The sequence below is a fragment of the Alphaproteobacteria bacterium LSUCC0396 genome, assembly GCA_041228345.1.
Classification (GTDB): domain Bacteria; phylum Pseudomonadota; class Alphaproteobacteria; order Puniceispirillales; family Puniceispirillaceae; genus UBA3439.
Window position 1 is genome coordinate 1,091,184 of record CP166131.1, and the last position, 18,602, is coordinate 1,109,785.

16 protein-coding genes are annotated in these 18,602 nt (G+C 52.0%); 6 read left to right on the top strand and 10 right to left on the bottom strand.

Translation table 11 applies throughout. The annotated features are described in order from the left end of the window. Positions 1–35: 35 nt before the first annotated feature. The 3 genes from AB8881_05350 to AB8881_05360 form a co-directional block, all read right to left on the bottom strand. Positions 36–1,202: an acyl-CoA dehydrogenase family protein gene (locus tag AB8881_05350; protein ID XDZ64309.1), complete on the bottom strand. Its 1,167-nt coding sequence runs from the start codon at positions 1,200–1,202 to the stop codon at positions 36–38. A 233-nt stretch (positions 1,203–1,435) separates the two neighbouring features. Then, complete coding sequence (locus AB8881_05355) at positions 1,436–2,296, bottom strand: enoyl-CoA hydratase-related protein (protein XDZ64310.1); 861 nt, start codon at positions 2,294–2,296, stop codon at positions 1,436–1,438. A 48-nt stretch (positions 2,297–2,344) separates the two neighbouring features. After that, positions 2,345–3,235: a hydroxymethylglutaryl-CoA lyase gene (locus AB8881_05360; GenBank protein XDZ64311.1), complete on the bottom strand. Its 891-nt coding sequence runs from the start codon at positions 3,233–3,235 to the stop codon at positions 2,345–2,347. 132 nt (positions 3,236–3,367) lie between these two features. Here AB8881_05360 and AB8881_05365 point away from each other — a divergent pair, with 132 nt between their 5' ends. Continuing rightward, a complete protein-coding gene (locus AB8881_05365; GenBank protein XDZ64312.1) occupies positions 3,368–4,255 on the top strand; it encodes an ABC transporter substrate-binding protein in 888 nt (295 codons plus the stop codon). A 57-nt stretch (positions 4,256–4,312) separates the two neighbouring features. Here the strand turns inward: AB8881_05365 and AB8881_05370 are convergent, their stop codons facing one another. Next, on the bottom strand, positions 4,313–5,230 hold the full coding sequence (locus AB8881_05370) for a LysR family transcriptional regulator (protein ID XDZ64313.1): 918 nt from the start codon (positions 5,228–5,230) through the stop codon (positions 4,313–4,315). 140 nt (positions 5,231–5,370) lie between these two features. Here AB8881_05370 and metF point away from each other — a divergent pair, with 140 nt between their 5' ends. Continuing rightward, positions 5,371–6,243, top strand: a complete 873-nt coding sequence (metF, locus tag AB8881_05375) for a methylenetetrahydrofolate reductase [NAD(P)H] (GenBank protein ID XDZ64314.1) — start codon at positions 5,371–5,373, stop codon at positions 6,241–6,243. Between the two features lie 55 nt (positions 6,244–6,298). Here metF and AB8881_05380 read toward each other — a convergent pair whose 3' ends face one another. From AB8881_05380 to AB8881_05390, 3 genes are read right to left on the bottom strand one after another with little or no spacing between them, the layout of a single operon-like run. Next, complete coding sequence (locus AB8881_05380) at positions 6,299–6,748, bottom strand: CoA-binding protein (GenBank protein XDZ64516.1); 450 nt, start codon at positions 6,746–6,748, stop codon at positions 6,299–6,301. Next, positions 6,748–7,110, bottom strand: coding sequence for a 2Fe-2S iron-sulfur cluster-binding protein (locus tag AB8881_05385; GenBank protein XDZ64315.1), 363 nt, complete (start codon positions 7,108–7,110; stop codon positions 6,748–6,750). The genes AB8881_05380 and AB8881_05385 overlap by 1 nt, the downstream gene beginning before the upstream one ends. Further along, on the bottom strand, positions 7,107–8,456 hold the full coding sequence (locus tag AB8881_05390) for a selenium-binding family protein (GenBank protein ID XDZ64316.1): 1,350 nt from the start codon (positions 8,454–8,456) through the stop codon (positions 7,107–7,109). The genes AB8881_05385 and AB8881_05390 overlap by 4 nt, the downstream gene beginning before the upstream one ends. Positions 8,457–8,734: 278 nt before the next feature. Between AB8881_05390 and AB8881_05395 the strand changes: the two genes are divergently transcribed. The 3 genes from AB8881_05395 to AB8881_05405 all read left to right on the top strand — a co-directional run bounded on the left by AB8881_05395 (position 8,735) and on the right by AB8881_05405 (position 13,833). Beyond that, entirely contained in the window at positions 8,735–10,681 is a 1,947-nt protein-coding gene (locus tag AB8881_05395) for a 3-hydroxyacyl-CoA dehydrogenase NAD-binding domain-containing protein (protein XDZ64317.1), read from the top strand. 114 nt (positions 10,682–10,795) lie between these two features. Beyond that, positions 10,796–11,983, top strand: coding sequence for a beta-ketothiolase BktB (bktB, locus tag AB8881_05400; protein ID XDZ64517.1), 1,188 nt, complete (start codon positions 10,796–10,798; stop codon positions 11,981–11,983). Between the two features lie 59 nt (positions 11,984–12,042). Further along, positions 12,043–13,833 carry an acyl-CoA dehydrogenase gene (locus AB8881_05405; GenBank protein XDZ64318.1) on the top strand — a complete coding sequence of 597 codons (1,791 nt, stop codon included), beginning with the start codon at positions 12,043–12,045 and terminating at the stop codon, positions 13,831–13,833. Between the two features lie 65 nt (positions 13,834–13,898). Here the strand turns inward: AB8881_05405 and AB8881_05410 are convergent, their stop codons facing one another. From AB8881_05410 to AB8881_05420, 3 genes are all read right to left on the bottom strand, one after another. Next, the gene (locus AB8881_05410; protein XDZ64319.1) at positions 13,899–14,810 is read right to left on the bottom strand and encodes an NAD(P)-dependent oxidoreductase; all 912 of its coding nucleotides are present in this window, start codon (positions 14,808–14,810) and stop codon (positions 13,899–13,901) included. Positions 14,811–14,893: 83 nt separating this feature from the next. Further along, entirely contained in the window at positions 14,894–16,171 is a 1,278-nt protein-coding gene (locus tag AB8881_05415; GenBank protein ID XDZ64320.1) for a Zn-dependent hydrolase, read from the bottom strand. An 83-nt stretch (positions 16,172–16,254) separates the two neighbouring features. Continuing rightward, the gene (locus AB8881_05420; GenBank protein ID XDZ64321.1) at positions 16,255–17,172 is read right to left on the bottom strand and encodes a DUF4198 domain-containing protein; all 918 of its coding nucleotides are present in this window, start codon (positions 17,170–17,172) and stop codon (positions 16,255–16,257) included. A gap of 34 nt (positions 17,173–17,206) precedes the next feature. Here AB8881_05420 and AB8881_05425 point away from each other — a divergent pair, with 34 nt between their 5' ends. After that, entirely contained in the window at positions 17,207–18,439 is a 1,233-nt protein-coding gene (locus AB8881_05425) for a HupE/UreJ family protein (GenBank protein ID XDZ64322.1), read from the top strand. Positions 18,440–18,602: the final 163 nt, after the last annotated feature.

Sequence of the window (18,602 nt, forward strand, 5' to 3'; positions counted from 1 at the left end):
GTCGCCCAACGGGGCCACTGGTCAAGGCTGATGCCCTAATATGATTTTGGCAAACCAAGCACACGCTCGCCAATATAGTTTAGCACCATTTGCGCACTGACCGGTGCAAGGCGCGGAATCAGCGATTCGCGAAGCAGGCGCTCGACATGATATTCCTTGGCATAGCCCATGCCGCCAAGCGTCATCACTGCATTTGTTGCCGCCTTAAATCCTGCCTCAGCGGCAAAATATTTTGCCGCATTCGCCATACCGCCAGCTGGCGCACCGCTATCATATAAATTTGCCGCCTTGGCAATCAGCAGACTGGCTGCTTCAAGCTCAATCCAGCTTTCGGCAAGCGGATGCTGAATGCTTTGATTTTGTCCGATAGGGCGGCCAAAAACAAAGCGCTCGCCAGCATAGTCCACAGCCCGGCGAAGCGCCGTCTTGCCAATGCCAAGCGCCTCGGCAGCGATTAAAATCCGTTCAGGATTCAGACTATCCAGAAGATAGGAAAACCCCTTGCCCTCTTCGCCGATCCGTTGCGCCTCTGAAACCATCAACCCATCAATGAAAATCTGATTACTATCAACCGCCGCGCGCCCCATTTTTTCGATCTCGCGCACCTCGATGCGGTTCCGATCAAGATCAGTATAGAACAGCGTCAACCCGTCAGTTCGCCGCGCCGCAGGATCGGGCTGGCTGGTGCGTGCCAGCAGCAGAATTTTAGAAGCAACCTTGGCGGTCGATGTCCAGATTTTCTGCCCAGACACAAGATAGCCGCCCTCAACCTTTTCAGCGCGCGTGCGAATATTACCCGTATCCAGTCCGGCATCAGGTTCGGTCACCCCAAAGCAGCATTTAACCTCGCCCTTGATCAGCGGCGGCAACCATTCGGCGCGCTGTGCCTCGGTGCCATAAACCACAATCGGGTGCGGTCCAAAAATATTGATATGAACTGCCGATGCCGCCGCCATACCGCCGCCTGTTTCAGCAATTTTCTGCATCATCAACGCCGCTTCGGAAATTCCAAGCGCGGCGCCGCCATAGGCCTCGGGCATGGCAATTCCAAGCCAGCCACCAGCAGCGATTGCAGCATAGAATTCTTCGGGAAACCGGCCATCACGATCAGCCGCCAACCAATAATCATCGCCAAAATCGGCCATAATAGCGGTGATGGCATCAATGATGGATTGCTGGGTCGGCGAATAGGCAAAATCCATCCTGTTTGATCTCCTTAATAATCAGCGCCAGTAATCAGCGCCGCCTGACACACGCCGCCCTAGCTGGTGCGCGTTCACTGGTACGGATAGCCTGACCAATGAGACGGCCAGAGGGACAAAAATATCTGGCACTTACAGTGAAATGTTTTTTGCCAAAACCCAACAATTTTTTCGCCTTACAGTCACAATAAATATAACGCGGATAAAAGGGTATGCGGTCATGCCAGAATTTGTCATTGATCAGCCGCAGGCTTTGCCCATGACGGCGGCCGTTTGGCAAAAAACGCATCAACCCCTTCGCCGGCATCGGGGTGTTCCCAGCAATCGGCCAATGCGGCAATCGTCATATCAATAACCGCATCATCAATGGCCGGCGTCAACCTGCCGATCAGGCCCTTGGCCGCCTGCATTGCGCTTGGGCTGGTGGCAAGATATGGGGCAATCATGGCCTTGGTGGCGCTGGCAAAATCTGACGCCGGAACGAGGCTTGTAACCAGTCCAATGCGATACGCCGTCTGGCTGTCAAACCGCCGTGCCGACATAAATAATGCGCGCGCCGCCGCTGCCCCGATACGCGCCACAACATAGGGGCTGATCGTCGCCGGTATTAACCCAAGGCGCGTTTCGGTCAGGCCAAAGATAAGATTGTCCGTGGCCAGCACTTCATCACAAACCGCCATCACGCCAATACCGCCACCAAAGGCGTTGCCATCAACCGCGCCAAGCAGCGGTTTTGGAAACCTGTTCATCACACGTAACAGATTGGCCAACGTCGCCGCTTCGGCCATGCGTCTGGCGCGCGGCGCATCAATTTGCTGGCGCATCCATAAAAGATCACCCCCCGCACAAAAACTGCCCACTGCCGTTTGATTGCCCGCCTCTTGCTTGTCTGCCGGGGTGGCTTTCAGGCAAACAAGCCGGCAATCGGGATCATCCCCAAGCCGGACAAAGGCGGCATGAAGTGCAGCAATCATTTCAGGCGATAGCGCGTTATGCCGATCAGGCTGATTCAAGCAAAGATAGACAATGCCGCTGGCCTCATGGGTTTCAATAATTGGCCCCGAAATTGGCCCCGAAATTGACGAATAAGACATGATGAAATTCCTTTGGGAAGCGTAAAATAATCAATGTTTAACCGGCTCTCATTTCGCCAGATTTGGCGCTAGCGGGTTCGGCGTTTCCCCGCGAAGGCTGGTGGCAAATTCTGCCGCAACGCCAAGCGCATCAAGATCAAGCCCGGTCGCAAAACCCGCACCGGCCAGCATATGTGCCACCGCCTCGCTGGCGACATTGCCAGCTGCACCCGGCGCATAGGGACAGCCGCCAAGCCCGCCAACCGACGCATCAAAACAGCGCAGCCCATAGGGCAGGCTTGCGCTAATATTGGCAACTGCATGACCGCCCGTATCATGGTAATGGCCGGCAAGATTTTGCCCGTCAACCGACCGCACACACACATCAAGAAGTCGCCGGATTGCATCGGGTTCGGCCATGCCAATCGTGTCGCCAAGCGAGATTTGATAACAGCCCATATCCATCATTCTGGCCGCCAGATCAGCGACAATCTGCGGCGCGATCTGCCCCTCATCTGGGCAATGGACAACCATGCTGATATAGCCGCGCACCGCAATTTTATGCGCCCGTGCCGCCGCCATTACCGGTTCGAACCGATCTAGGCTCTGGGCGATGCTGCAATTGATGTTTTTTTGGCTAAAACTCTGCGATGCCGCCGCAAAAATACCGATCTGATCAGCACCGGCAGCCACCGCCCGCTCAAAGCCGGTCATATTTGGCACCAGTGCGGCGTAGGAAATATTGGGCTGGCGCGCGATTCCGGCCATGACCGCATCACCATCGGCCAGTTGTGGCACCCATTTTGGGCTTACAAAGCTAGTTGTCTCAATATGGCTAAAGCCGCATTTTGACAGCAGATTAACCAGCTTGATTTTCGCATCAGTCGGGATTGAAACAGGCTCATTTTGCAACCCGTCACGCGGGCTCATCTCAAAAATTCTGACACCGTCTTGGTTCACTTCGATTTTCCATTTGGCTATGGTGCGCGCTTAGGGCTAACATAACCCATCTTAAGGCCAGCGGTCGGCATTTATTTCCGTCGAACCGGCCAGCCATTACACTTGTTTGACCCACCATCGGAGCATTTTTCCATGAGTAAAATCAATATCCAATTTACCCTTTTTTCGGCCTTCTATTCGCCGTTGATTTCAACAATGACCGGCGGTTTTCTGAAAGATGAGGGGCTGGATTTTGACTATACAATTGCCGCGCCCGGCGTGACCGCAATCACTGCATTGGATGATGGTACCGCCGATGTTGTGCAATCGACCCTTAGTCAGGGGTTTAACACCCTCAATAAGGGCGAGGTTCCGGCTTGTGTACATTTTGCCCAGATCAATGAAATGGACGGGTTCTTCCTGACCGGCCGTGATGCTGATCCGGCTTTTAGCTGGGACAAGCTTGAGGGTGCAGAGGTTCTTGTTCATCATGGCGGCCAGCCGATGACAATGTTTAAATATGCTTGTTACAAGGGCGGCATTGATATCAATAAAATCAAAATCATTGATGCTGGCAATGGCGGCGAAATGGACAAGGCCTACCGGGCTGGCACCGGCCAATATATCCACCAGCAAGGCCCGGCCCCGCAGCAGCTTGAGGCGGATGGCGTTGGTCATGTCGTCACCGCCCTTGGCCCGACAATTGGCCCTTGCGGCTTTTCCAGCCTTGCCGCCAAGCCTGAATGGCTGGAAACCGATGAGGCCAAAGCATTCACCCGCGCCTATATCAAGACCCGCAACTATATGAATGATACACCTGCGGCCGAAATTGCCCGCGCTCAAAAACCTCTATTCCCAAATATTGACGAGGCGGTGCTTGCCGATTGCATTGGCACCTATCAGAATATGGGCGTCTGGACACGCCATATCGACATCACTGACGCGGGCTATGAGGCGATGCTCGATATCTTTGAATATGATGGAATGCTGAAAACGCGCTATGCCTATGATCAGGTCTGCGCGCGGCCGCCTGTCGTTTAACTGGCAGAGATACCAGTCTGGCAGAGATATCCATCTGCAAAGACAATGACACTATTTTCAGGGGCTAAGCGGTTGCCTTTTGGCGTGCGCTTGCCCCTCTTTACCAAGCGCGATAAAGCGTTCCATAAAGGGCTTGGCTTCATCATCGCGGCGCACCGCGGCATAGAGCTGGCGCACAAGACCCTGTTTGGTAACCGGCAAGGTGACCAGCCCATCGCCGACATCCGCCGAGCGAATAACCCAGTCCGGCAATACCGCGACCCCCTTATTCGCCCCGACCAGCATCAGCATCACTGCGGTTAATTCGACTTGCCTGATAAGTTTCGGCTCAATTTTGGCTGGAATTAATAGCTGGCTGAAAATATCGAGGCGCGTCCGTTCAACCGGATAGGTGATCAATGTCTCATCACTGAAATCCTGCGCGTCGACATAGTCCTTTCGCGATAGCGGGTTGGCGGTGGCCGCCAGAAATGTCGGCGCATAGGGAAAAAGCTGATGGAATTCAACACCGGGAATATCCTCCGGGTCAGACGAGATGACGATATCAACTTCCTCATCAACCAATGCTTTTAATGCCCGAAAGGCCAGCCCCGGCCGAATGTCGATATCAACGTCGGGATAATCTTGGCGAAACAGGTTCAAAACCGGAAACAGCCATTCAAAACACGCATGACACTCAATCGCAATATGCAGCCTGCCAGCCTCACCACGCTGAAGATTGTCAAATTCTACCTTTAGCAAATCAATCTCGGGCAAGATGCGCTCAGCCGCCCGCAAAAACCGCAATCCCTCGGCAGATAGCCGCATCGGTTTGGTGTTTTTGACAAAGAGATCAACCCCAAGCTGATCACGGATCGCCTTGATCTGATGCGATAGTGCCGATTGCGTAATATGCAGCTGTTCTGCCGCCTGTGCCACGGATCCGGCAGAATGAATTGCCATGATGGTGCGAAGATGACGAAGCTCAATGTTCATGACTATTTCTCATAAAGTTTATGATTATTATGAAATTGTTTCATTATCACATTTCTGGCACAAATTATTTAAGCAAACAAGCCCAGATCAATGACGAGACGGGCGTACCAGTTGCGCATAAAGGAATTCTGGAGATATAAATGAGACATCAGCCGCCAAAAATTTCATTTGAGTTTTTCCCTCCAAAATCATTGCAGGCGAGTTTTAATCTTTGGGAATCGCTGAATGTTCTGGCGCCATTAAACCCTGAATTCGTCTCGGTAACTTATGGTGCGGGCGGCACAACCCGCCAGCTTACAAGAGAAATGACCGAAACCATTGGCAAGAATTATGGGCTTGATGTTGCGGCGCATCTGACTTGTGTGAATGCCAGCAAGGTCGAAACATTGGCTATTGCCAAAAGCTATGTTGATGCTGGCGTGAAACAGATTGTTGCGTTGCGCGGCGATGCGCCAAAAGGCAGTGGCGGCTTTCGCCCGCATCCAAACGGTTTTATAGATTCGGTGGATCTGGTGGCAGGTCTTGCCGCGGCCAACATTAAGACCATCCATGTTGGCGCCTATCCCGAGCCTCATCCAGAAGCCCGCCATTCCAATGCTGATATTGACTGGCTCAAGCGGAAAATTGACGCCGGTGCCACTTCAGCGATTACACAGTTCTTTTTTGATAGCGAGCTGTTCCTTCGTTTTCGTGACCGCTGTGTCAAGTCTGGCATTAGCGTGCCGATTATTCCGGGCATTTTACCCATCGAGAACTGGGATAATGTCAAACAGTTTTCCCGCCAGTGTGGTGCCAGTATTCCAGCCAGCCTTGACGCCGAGTTTGCCATGGCAAAACGCAATGGCGTCGAGGACATTCTATCCGTTGTTGTGGCGACTGATATCTGCGCCGATTTAATGGATAATGGTATTGATCAGTTTCATTTCTATACTATGAATCGGCCCTATCTGACCCGCGATGTTTGTCTTGCGCTTGGCGTTGTCCCAGATACGAAAATAGCGCTTGTGGCCTGAATAACAATTTTGGCCAGCGCTCGAACCCATTCAGTTCCAATCTGATTTGGTTCACTCATATTCCAAGGTGCAGCTTTGGTTTCCAGAATGGGCGGAACAACTCAATTTTTGGGCATCTGTCCATTACAACTTTTAGGCCCGCATCTTCCGCCAGACGCGCCGCATCATGATCAATGACCCCAATTTGCCCCCATAACACTTTTGCGCCTATTGCAATAGCTTGTTCGGCAATATCATACAAATCTTCTGGCTTGCGAAACACCTCAACCATGTCAACGGCTCGATCGACTGAAGCGAGGCTGGGGTAAACCTTCAGCCCGCGAATAGCCTGAAGGCCAGGTCTAGGGTTGATTGGAATCATGTCATAACCAGTTTCGTGCAGAACACGCAAAACGCCGTAGCTAAATTTTGTCTTATCAGGACTGGCACCAACCATGGCAATTGTTTTAACCGAAGAAAGAATATCTTGAATGTAAGCGTCAGTGTAGGGCTCGTTATGGTCCATCATTTTTTATCCATCAATGTCGCAATATCTGCTTTTAATTCGTGCGGAGCCAATGGGTCAAGAAATGGGTTACGATATAGTTTGTTGTGACTATCCACACCAACCTCAATGACGCAGTCACTTTTGGCTCGGGCTACACACAAAACTATGTAGCCTTCACTCAATTGTCGATTGTTTAACGCTACTTGAGACCGCTGATCAACATCACCCTCTATTAATTTTGCTGCACAGGTTATACACCCTCCATATCTGCATCCGTATGGCAAATCAACGCCCTGATCTATCAGCTCGTCGAGGAGTGGTTTGCGACCGCCAACCTCAAAAACTGCATTATCACGATTGGCAATAGTAATCATTTTCATAACCAAATATCGCTTGTACAATCACCACCTGGATAACGGGCTTCATGGCACCGGCTCGGTCCATTAGGCTCATTGCCAAAATCTACAATGAAATTCGGATTGATGGACATGCCACCATTTTCTGGGTCACAATCAACCATCACCATCACTCCACCTTTCTCCCGAATTTCAGGGTAAAATTGGTTGTCCCATGTGCTAAATAACGACGTCGTAACATATAGCCGGCGCCCATCCAGCGAAAGCTGAAACATCTGTGGACCACCAGCGACGGTTACACCATTTACAACTGGACCTTTTCCAAGCAATCCGCCCATCCAGATCTGACCCGTCATTTTTGGATTATGTGGATCAGAAATATCATACTGCCTCATATCCCCATGCAGCCAGTTATTGAGGTATAAATATTTGTCATCCATCGATATCAAGATCGCTGACATAACTCCTGGGATGGGAATAGGCCAGTCAGGGTGTGGTTCATTTTCAACATCAATAATTTTTTCCCACTGCCATCTTCCGGTATCGTTTTTCCACCAGTGAATGACGTTTGAGCTCAGCGCAGCTCCGCAAAAGCCATGAGAGCTATCAGGATTATGGTGGAACTTTACCTCGAGAGGAATCAGTCCATCCTCACCAAGATAAAAGCTCTCTAACGGTTCGCGTTTTTCAAAATCCCAAAAGTGCAGTTCACGTCCATATTTAAGATACCCGACTTCTTCTAAATCAAACCCAGGCATAAATGTATTTGGCGCAGCCCACTCCGAACTGACCATAACGTTATGACGGGGTTGATACCAAAAATCATAGCCAAATTTTATATCACCCATGGAATTTTCCCATCGGCCAACAATTTCAAAATTCTTGTTTAATTGCAGATAGCCGCCTGGAGCCTCACCCTTAGCATTGCCGAGGAAAGAAATAATAATTTCGCTACCAAGACAATGCACCGTGTGCGGGCCAGACAGATTGACCTTGGATTTGATCTCACCACCGTCAATAATGGTGTGAATGCGCGGCGCAGTTGGATCTGTACCAGTATCTACAACATATATGTTATTTGAACGCACCCCTGGCAAAAGAAGGTATTTACGTGACATCTCCGCATCGTTATGGCAGGACGAACATGCATTCCAGCCCATGTGATGTAGCTCGTCACCAATATTCGGCATTTCAAGCCTATGGATCACCTTGCTGAAAGTTGGGCTGTTAGGATCCACATCCACAGTCGCCAAATAATCTGGTTTCTGAATTCCGGTGCCAGTGTAAATTGCAATTGTATATAGTAATGACTCGCGTGGAGCTCTTATTGCATCTTGTGGGGAAGCATACCCCGGTCCACAGCATTCCATTCAAATCTCCTTTTGACCGTGATGTGCATTTATTTAATTAATCATATTTTTCTATGGAATAATTTCTTACTCAAATGATAGCGCCTTTTAGTAGAGGCATTGAAGCAATTTAAATTAACTTTTGCAAAATCAATTATTGCAGCAAAATGCGGGACACCCGATCGATTTTCAAAATCATTACATGCATGGTTAAATTAAGCTATTTCCAATAGCCCTTGGCATTTGCCATCATTTAGTTTTAGATCTTCTAGGCCATCTAATAGCTAGAGGATTGATTCATGCCACGCCCTAAGAGCCCAAACAACCTTTTGCACTGGTCGGCAAAACTCGATGTTCATGGCATCGCTTGGTTGTTTATCCAACTTCGTGACAAATCAGTGAATGTCTTGACCCATGCAGCTGTAGGCGAGCTCGCATTGCTGGTGGACTGGTTAGAGGAGAATGATAGCATTAATGGCGTCGCCTTGCTTTCGGGAAAACCGGGCGGCTTCGTTTATGGCGCCGATATCAATGAATTTGAAACCTTGAAGACCGCCGAGGATGTTGCCGACCATATGGAGATGGTGCATGGGCTATTTAACCGGATTGCAGGTCTGGATGTGCCTAGCTGTGTTGGCATTGACGGCATTGCATTAGGGGGCGGGCTAGAAATCTCGCTTGCGTTTGATCGTCTATTCGTTACCGCATCGACAAAAACTAAACTTGGATTTCCTGAGATTAATCTCGGGATTATGCCGGGCTATGGTGGTACTGGCCGCGCCTATCGACGGGTTGGCACCAAATCAGTCTTGGATATGATGCTTACCGGCCGGCCCGTTGGCAGTAAGGATGCCCTCAATAGCGGCCTTGCCGATGAAATGGTTGATAGCGCTGATGATCTTGCTGCTGCGATGCGCCGATGGATGCTTGACTGCCGCCGCGTTAAACCCGCGCATATCCAGCGTGATGCCACGGCTGACACCGATGCCATTAAAGCGGCACGCGAAACCTATCTGAGACGCGCTCGCGCTGATCATACGCCGGCGCCCTTTGCTATTATTGACCATGTCGAGACCTATGGCCATAATGCTGCTGCTATGTCAGCCGGCGAGATTGGTATCTTTCCGCAATTAATGGTTGGCACGGCGTCTAAAAATCTGCGCCGCGTTTATTATCTGACCGATGCTGTGCGGAAATCGGCACGCGGTGACAGTGGCATTGAGCGACTTCATGTCGTTGGCGCAGGTGTGATGGGCGGTGATATTGCTGCGGTTGGCGCCATGTCAGGCCTTGAAGTCAGCTTAACCGACATGAATGCAGCGGCAATTGACTCTGCGATTGACCGCGCCACAAAACTATTTGAACGTAGACTTAAATCTCCCGATAAAATCGCGGCTGCACTTGGCCGTTTGCGCGCCGACAAACAAGGTCATGGCGTTGCCGACGCCGATCTGATCATTGAGGCAGTTGCCGAAAAACTGGCAGTAAAGCAGGCAGTATTTCAGGCACTGGAGGCGGGCAGCAAACCGGATGCGATCCTTGCCACCAATACATCGGCTATCCCTCTTGAAGATATTGCCACCAGTTTGAAATCGCCTGAGCGTTTGATCGGATTGCATTTCTTTAATCCAGTTCCGGTGTTGCCACTGGTCGAAGTCATCTGGTCAAAATTTTCCAATCAGGACATGGTCAACCGCGGGATGCAATTTGCTGGCAGGATCGGCAAACTGCCAATCCGCTGTAAGTCGGCACCCGGCTTTCTGGTTAATCGTGCCCTGCTTCCTTATATCTTCAAGGCTATTGAGGCGGTGGCAGCTGGCCAGTCTGCAGATTTGATTGACGAGTCACTGGTTGATTTTGGGATGCCGATGGGACCGGTTGAACTTGCTGACCAGATTGGTCTTGATGTCTGCCTTGATGTTGGCGTTGTGCTGGGCATCGCCCCGGCGGCCAAGGATCTGCTGACCGAAAAATGCGCCGCCGGAACCATTGGGCGCAAATCAGGCAGCGGGTTTTATGATTGGGATGGCAACCGCCCGATCCGGCCGCGTCAGCCGCACGACGCTGCGAGTATGGCCGCAATTGCCAAATCAATGCTGGCACCGATGATTGACGAATGCCAGCAAGCGATTAATGAGGGCGTGGTAGACTCGGCCGAAAGTGCCGATGCAGGCATGATATTTGGCATTGGCTTTCCCGGTTTTCGGGGTGGCCCGCTAAATTGGGACCAATCTCCAAGTGAATGACGTCTTTTGTGTGGGTAGCGTAGATAGAGACCATGCAAGTAACGGTTAGGTGCTTGGCAATTTTGAAGATAAATCATGCTGAATACGCATGATGATTTATGAGATAGATCGAGGATTACGATGACTGACATTTTTATTCTGGCGGCACAGCGATCAGCCATTGGCAGCTATGGCGGCACCTTGAAAGACACCCCGCCTATCGAGCTTGCAGTTCCGGTGGCAAAAGACGCTATTGCCAAATCAGGCGTTCCAGCTGACGCCATTCAGCACGCTGTTTATGGTCATGTTATCCATACCGAACCGCGCGATATGTACTCACCACGTTGTATTTCCATTGGTGCTGGCGTCAGTGAAACCGCGCCCGCATTTCAGGTTAATCGCTTATGCGGTAGCGGCCTTCAGGCGATTGTTAGCGCCGCCCAACTGATCCAGCTTAGCGATTGTGACACGGCGCTTGCTGGCGGGGTTGAGGTTATGAGCCGCGGTGCCTATATCCTGCCCGCCCAGCGCTGGGGTGCACGGATGGGTGATGCGGGCGTCATTGATATGATGACTGGGGCGCTGCAAGACCCGTTCGGGCTGGGCCATATGGGCATTACCGCAGAGAATATCGCCGCCGATTTTAACATTAGCCGCAACGATATGGATGCGTTTGCCGCGCAATCACAAGCCCGGGCCGCCACCGCCGATGCTGCGGGATATTTCACTGGCCAGATCACCCCGCTAGATCTGACCCAACGGCGTAAAACCATTACCTTTGATCGTGATGAATTTATCCGTGGTGACACCACCAATGAGAGCCTTTCCGGATTGCGCCCCGCATTTGCCAAGGACGGTCTGGTAACAGCTGGCAATTCATCAGGGATTAATGACGGCACGGCATCATTGATTCTGGCAAATAAGGACGCGCTAAAAACGCATAAAGCCGTAGCATTGGCGCGGATTGTCGCCTATGGATTTGGCGGCGTACCGCCACGCATCATGGGCATGGGGCCGGTACCGGCAAGCAAAATGGCGCTGCAACGCGCCGGACTGACGATTGATGATCTTGATCTCATCGAAAGCAATGAAGCCTTTGCCGCACAGGCCTGTGCCGTGTCGCGTGAGCTGGGGTTTGATCCGGCGCGCGTCAATCCGAATGGCGGTGCTATTGCACTGGGTCATCCGGTTGGTGCAACCGGCGCAATCATTATGACCAAGCTGGTGCATGAGTTGCACCGGATCAATGGCCGTTACGGTATGGCAACCATGTGTATCGGCGGCGGTCAGGGCATTAGCGTCATCATTGACGCCAAGCCCTAATACCATGGCGGCATCAGTACCAGAAATAGACCAGAGCCGAAAATAACGGAGCCAGTATTATGTATAAAGCGCCCCTCGAAGATTATCAGTTTTTGTTAGAGCGGGTCATTGGATTTGATGCGCTGATGCACGCAATTGGCAATGACGAGGTCAATCAGGAACTGGCCGATGCAGTTCTTGAAGAAGCTGGCAAGCTGGCCGGTGATGTGATTGCCCCCTTGAACCATAGGGGCGATATCATCGGTGCCAAACGACTGGAAGATGGGCAGGTCGTAACGCCTGACGGGTTTCGTGATGCCTATAGGGCGATGGGGCAAGGCGGCTGGACCGCGATGGAGGCCGCGGCTGATTTTGGGGGGCAAAATCTGCCAATGACGCTGACCACTGCGGTGAATGAGCTATGGCAATCAGCAAATATGGCGTTTGCCCTTTGCCATCTTTTAACCCAAGGGCAAATCTATGCTTTGCAGAAATCGGCCAGCCCCCTGTTACAGCAAACCTATATCCCGCCAATGGTCGAAGGGCGCTGGACCGGCACAATGAATTTGACCGAGCCACAAGCCGGCACCGACCTTGCCGGCATCAAGAGCCGCGCCGTACCAAACGGCGATCATTATCTGATCAGCGGCCAGAAAATCTACATTACCTACGGCGAACATGACATGGCCGAAAACATCGTCCATTTGGTATTGGCGCGCACACCGGAAGCGCCCGACGGCATCAAGGGTATTTCGGTCTTTATCGTACCAAAATTCCTGCCCGATGCAGAAGGTAATTTCACCAAGCCGAATGATCTGCGCTGCCTGTCGATTGAAAAAAAGCTGGGTATTAAGGGTTCGCCAACCGCCGTCATGCAATATGGCGAGGCAGGCGGGGCTGTCGGTTATCTTGTTGGCGCGGAAAATCAGGGTATCGATATCATGTTTGGCATGATGAACCATGCGCGAATAGCGGTCGGGTTGCAGGGACTTGCGATTTCCGAGCGCGCCTATCAGCAGGCTAGAACCTATGCGCGTGACCGTGTTCAAGGCGTGCCACTAGATGGTAAAAAAGGCGATGCGATTGTGCATCACCCGGATATTCTGCGCCTGCTTGGCGGCATGAAATCTGAAATTGAAGCCATGCGCGCCCTAATGATGGTTGGCGCCGCCGCGATGGATAAAGCACGCTATGCCGATGCCGCTGAAAAGACCGAACTGGACGCCCGAGTTGGCCTGTTAATCCCGGTGATCAAGGGATGGATGACCGAACGTGCCCAGCAAATCACATCAGATGCACTGCAAATTCACGGCGGCATGGGGTTTATCGAGGAAACCGGCGCAGCACAGCATTATCGTGACGCCCGTATTCTGCCGATCTATGAAGGCACGACTGCAATTCAGGCAAATGATCTGGTGTTCCGCAAAACAATCCGCGATAACGGCGCCGCAGTTACCGCGCTGTTTGATGAAATTAATCGCGATATGAGCGCACTTGAACAACATCCGAATACGGCAATTGTCGCAGCGGCAAAAGCTGTTATCGAGGCAAACGATACCGCGCGCAAAACCGTTGCCCAAATTATCGCCAGGGCCAATAACCCACGCCGGCCGGCCGCTGCGGCCAGCAATTATCTGATGCTGCTTGGCACATTATGTGGTGGCTGGTTGATGGTGCGTGCCGGTGCACGTGCCGCTGATGCGATTGCCGCCGGTGAAACCGGGACGGTTGGCAATGATGATTTTATGGCAATCAAGATCACCACGATGCAAATCTATATCACGCATCACCTGCCAAAACTCTTTGCGCTTGCCCGCACCGTCGGTGATGGTGATGCGCCAGTATTGGCGATGCAGCCGGAATGGCTCTAATCTCTCGCACAGGGTATTGAACCATGGGGTTCTGGGCCAAAGGGATCTAGATTATATCTCGCAGGCTAGGGCTTTTCGGCATCTTTAAAAATGACCTTGGCCCACCCCTCCCACAAACGCGATAGCGCCGCATAATCAGCCTCGCCAAGCCCGTTTGCCTCGGCAATTTCATACGGTGTATGCGATGCCGAAATGGCAAAAAGCGGTACACCAAGCTGTTGCGCGGTTTCCAGTGCAAGGCACGAATCCTTGCGCGCATTCGTCACTGACATACCGCCGTCAAAATCGGCATGTTTCATCCGTTCCTGTACGCGGTGAACAAGCGGGCGCAGCATACCCTCCTCGCGGTTCAGGATCGAAATGAATGTGTCGCTGGAAACCTCCAGCTTCTTTGACATTGAAAAAGCCTCGATTAGCACCACCATAAGCGCGTGCATCACTGCATTATTAACCACCTTGATGCCCATTCCCGCACCAATCTTTCCAAGGTCGTAAATGTCTGCCGCAACGGGTTCGAGGACCTGCTTTGCAATGACTTTGGCGGCATTATCTCCGCCCATAAAAAACGTCATCTGGCCGCTTGCCATGCTGGCAACACCGCCAGCGATGGCAGCATCGACAAACCCGACATCATGCCGCGCGCACAATGCGGCACAATCAATCGCTGTTTGCGGGGTAACCGTGCTGGTCTCGATAATCAATGGCGGTTTGCGCGCCGTGGCAAGAAGCTGGGTCGTTACCGCCAAAGAGATATCAGGGTGCGGCAATGACAGGATGATTACATCCGCCGCCATTGCGACACCGCCAATATCATCATGCGTGATAACGCCATTTGCCGCTGCCCAGTTAAGCCGTTCGACATTCTGATCATGGCCATGAACAGGCGCCAATGCGGCAAAGGCAGTGGCAATGGCACCGCCTGCATTGCCAAGGCCAATAATACCTATAACAGGGGCTGGATTTAACCGGTCTATCATATGTCTATCCTCTTCATTTACGCCCCTTGTCTTTGGCTTTGCCATATCAGGCTTTTGCCCATATCAGTCGTCTATAGAGGGCATCAATCACCGCCAATATCATTGATCAGGCCAGCCGTTTCGACAACAGCGTGAAACAAGACATTGGCGCCTGCTGCCGCCCAGTCCTGGCTAATTTCTTCGGCTTCATTATGCGACAACCCACCAACACAAGGGCACATGATCATCGCGGTTGGCGCAACCTTGCTCATCCAAAAAGCATCATGCCCAGCGCCTGAAACAAGGTCCATATGGCTATAGCCAAGCCGGTCTGCAGCGCCGCGCACCCGGTCAATACAGGCCCGGTCAAACGCCACCGGATCAAACGCACCGGCAAGCTCAATATCAATCCCCAGCCCAAGCGAGGCCGCAATTTCACCTGCACCGGCGCGCAGCTCGGCATTCATTGCCGCAATCACCGCCGGATCAGGGCTACGGAAATCGATGGTAAATATGGCCTTGCCCGCGATGATATTGGTTGAATTTGGGAAAATTTCGCAATGCCCGACCGCACCGACAGCGTGCGGGGCGTTCTTCATCGCAATCTGATGCGCCAACACGGTAATCTGCGCCATGCCAAGGCCGGCATTTACCCGTGATGCCATCGGCGTTGATCCGGTATGCGCCTCTTTTCCGGTCAGGGTAATGCGAATCCAGTTCAGCCCCTGCCCATGGGTAACGACGCCAATATCGATGTTCGAATCCTCTAAAATCGGCCCCTGTTCGATATGAAGCTCAAAAAAAGCAGCAACTGGCCGCTCGCCGACTGGCGCATCACCGACCCAACCAATCCGTTTCAATTCATCACCAAAACTTGCGCCAGCCGCATCGGTACGCTGATAGGCCCACTCCAGACTATGCACACCGGCAAAAACGCCCGATGCCATCATTGGCGGGGCAAAACGGCAGCCTTCTTCATTCGTCCAGTTAACAATCTCAATTGGATGGCGGGTTTTCAGTCCCGCCTCATTCAGGCTGCGAATAATCTCCAGCGCTGCCAGAACGCCAAGCGGCCCATCATATTTCCCGCCCGTTGGCTGGGTATCAAGGTGGCTGCCAACCATGACCGGCGGCAGACTGTTATCCAAACCATCGCGGCGGGCAAACATATTGCCCATCTGATCAGTTTGAAGCGCCAACCCCTCGGCCTCACACCATGTCTGAAACAGCCGCCGCGCCGCCGCGTCATCATCGGTAAGCGCCTGCCGGTTATTACCGCCTGCGATACCCGGGCCAATCTTTGCCATTTCCATCAGGCTGTTCCATAGCCGGCTTGCGTCAATTCGCAGATTACGGCCGATCATATGCGCATCACTATTCATAATAATGGGTTACCTCCTGCCGGTTTTAAGTCTGTTTGGTCGGTCCTTGTCTGGTCTTATTTTGGCGCCTCATTTTTGGCGGCTCATTTTAGGGTGGGCACATGAAAGGTCAATGACGCCCATAGCGATTCCCACATTTCATCGCCCGCATCAGCCCCGCGCAACGGCCGCAAAATCACACTATCAACAAGGTAGTCGCGTCCGGCCAATAGGGCAAAACGCGCGCGGCCTTCCTGATCAGTTTTATATTTTGCTGTCTCCACATGACGCGGATTATGCCGGGTGAAAACGGTAATCTGGGCATTGGCCAGCGGCTTGCCGCCTGCATAGAGCCGGATTGGCATCATTTCTAAGGGCGGCAATTGATAGGGATTCGCCTCGGCAACAAGCTCGATTGCCAGACCAAGATGGCGGTCATTTCCAGCACCGGCCGTGCCAGCCCCACCAACATTGATCAGGCTTTTTGCAAAACGTTGATAGCGCTCGGTGATCTTATCCAGCGAAAAGCCGAGGCTTTGATGCTGTTCAAACGCCTGATCAAAGCCTTTTTCGCGGGCAAAATCATCAAACTTTGTGGGCGATAAATAGACCATACGGATCGGCGCAGTTTGATGCAAAATAATGCCAAGGCCCGCCACACCAGAGTTGATTTTTCCGGCCGGACGATCACCATAGCGGCCAGAAATCTCTTGCCGTTCCAGTCGATCATCCGGCTTGTCATTGATAGTCGGCCGCAAAAGCGCAAATGCCTCGATCTGATCCGGAACATAAATTGCCGATGTCCCCAAAAAATCAGTGCCAATTAGCAAATCTGCCGTTAAGGTTTGATTGGATTTGGGCTGGAACGACGATGGCTCAATCCAGAATTCATGGGCCTGTGATGATGCTGATATAGCGATAAGAAACCCGGCAAATGCCAATCCTATTTTAGCTATATTACAGGTTATTTTGACGATCTTTCGCGCCGCCACACTCACCATCATAACAGCAGAAATAATCATACCATCCTCAAAAGACCATAAAGTTGAACAATTCATGTTTCGCAAAGACTTCAGACCATTGATTGCCAATTGTAAAGCCTTATCATGCCATCTTGGCCTGTGCCTTTTCCTGTTGCTAATCAGCCCGTTCAGCATGGCAGCATTGGCCCATGAAATCCGGCCAGCGGTTGCCGATTTATCACTGTCGAACGCGGCCGGAGGCGACGCCGAAACTGGCACATCCAGCCGCCTTCACATCAGCATTGATTTGAATGCCGAGCTGTTTCTTGCCGGCCTTGATGCCAGCCTAGTGCGCGACACTGACGACGCACCACAAGGCGCCGATTATGACGCGCTTCGGCAATTACCCGCCGCTGAATTGGCCGCTGAATTCACCCGGAAATGGCTCGAATTCAAACAGAGTCTGACCGGTCTTGCCGGCACTGTAGCGGACGGTGATTTTCGGCCACTAGATTTTCAGCTTGAAACAATCACCGTTGAGGATAATCCGGCTATCACCCTGCCTAGAAATAGTAGGCTTGCGATATCAGCCATGCTTGACCCCGCCGATAAAAGCGTCCGCTTTGGCTGGGCTGCTAGCCTCGGGCCATTGGTTGTTCGCCAGCAAGATCCGGCGAAAACGCCTGAAACCCTCTATACCGGCTATCTTGAACCGGGGGCGATAACCCCGCCAATTTTAACCAGTGGCACAACGGCTCAACCGGCCCTAACCGTCGCGCTTGATTATATTAAAATTGGTTTTGTTCATATTGTGCCAAAGGGGCTTGATCACATTCTGTTCGTGCTGGGGCTGTTTTTCTATGCCGCACGATGGCGGCCACTGCTGGGGCAGGTCACGCTGTTTACACTGGCACATACGGCAACATTGATGCTGGCAAGCACCGGCTATATTGAGGTGTCGCCGGAAATTATCGAGCCATTAATCGCGGCGTCCATCATTTATATTGCCTTTGAGAATTTGCGCAGCACCCGTTTAGGCGGTGGACGGCTGGCGGTGATTTTCGGATTTGGGCTTCTTCATGGGCTTGGCTTTGCCAGTGTGCTTGGCGATATCGGCCTCGCCAGCAACCAGTTTATGCTGAGCCTAATCAGCTTTAATATCGGTGTTGAGCTGGGCCAGCTTGCTGTTCTTGTGCCTGCCTTTTTGATATTCGGTGTCGCCGCGGGCAACGCGCTGTGGTACCGGCGCCTGATCGCAGTTCCGGCGTCATATGCAATTGGCGGCATCGGCCTTTGGATGCTGGTGACACGCCTAATCGGCAGCTAGAGCTCACAATGGAGCATCAAGCCATAAAATTTTGCGAATGCTGAAAAGCGCATTGCGTCACGGCGCGGAATTGGCAATGATGGGACAGGGACAAAATGTTTCAAAATGGCACTGATAACGTCAAATCATGCCAGACCATACCACGACAAGAGCGAATAAAATC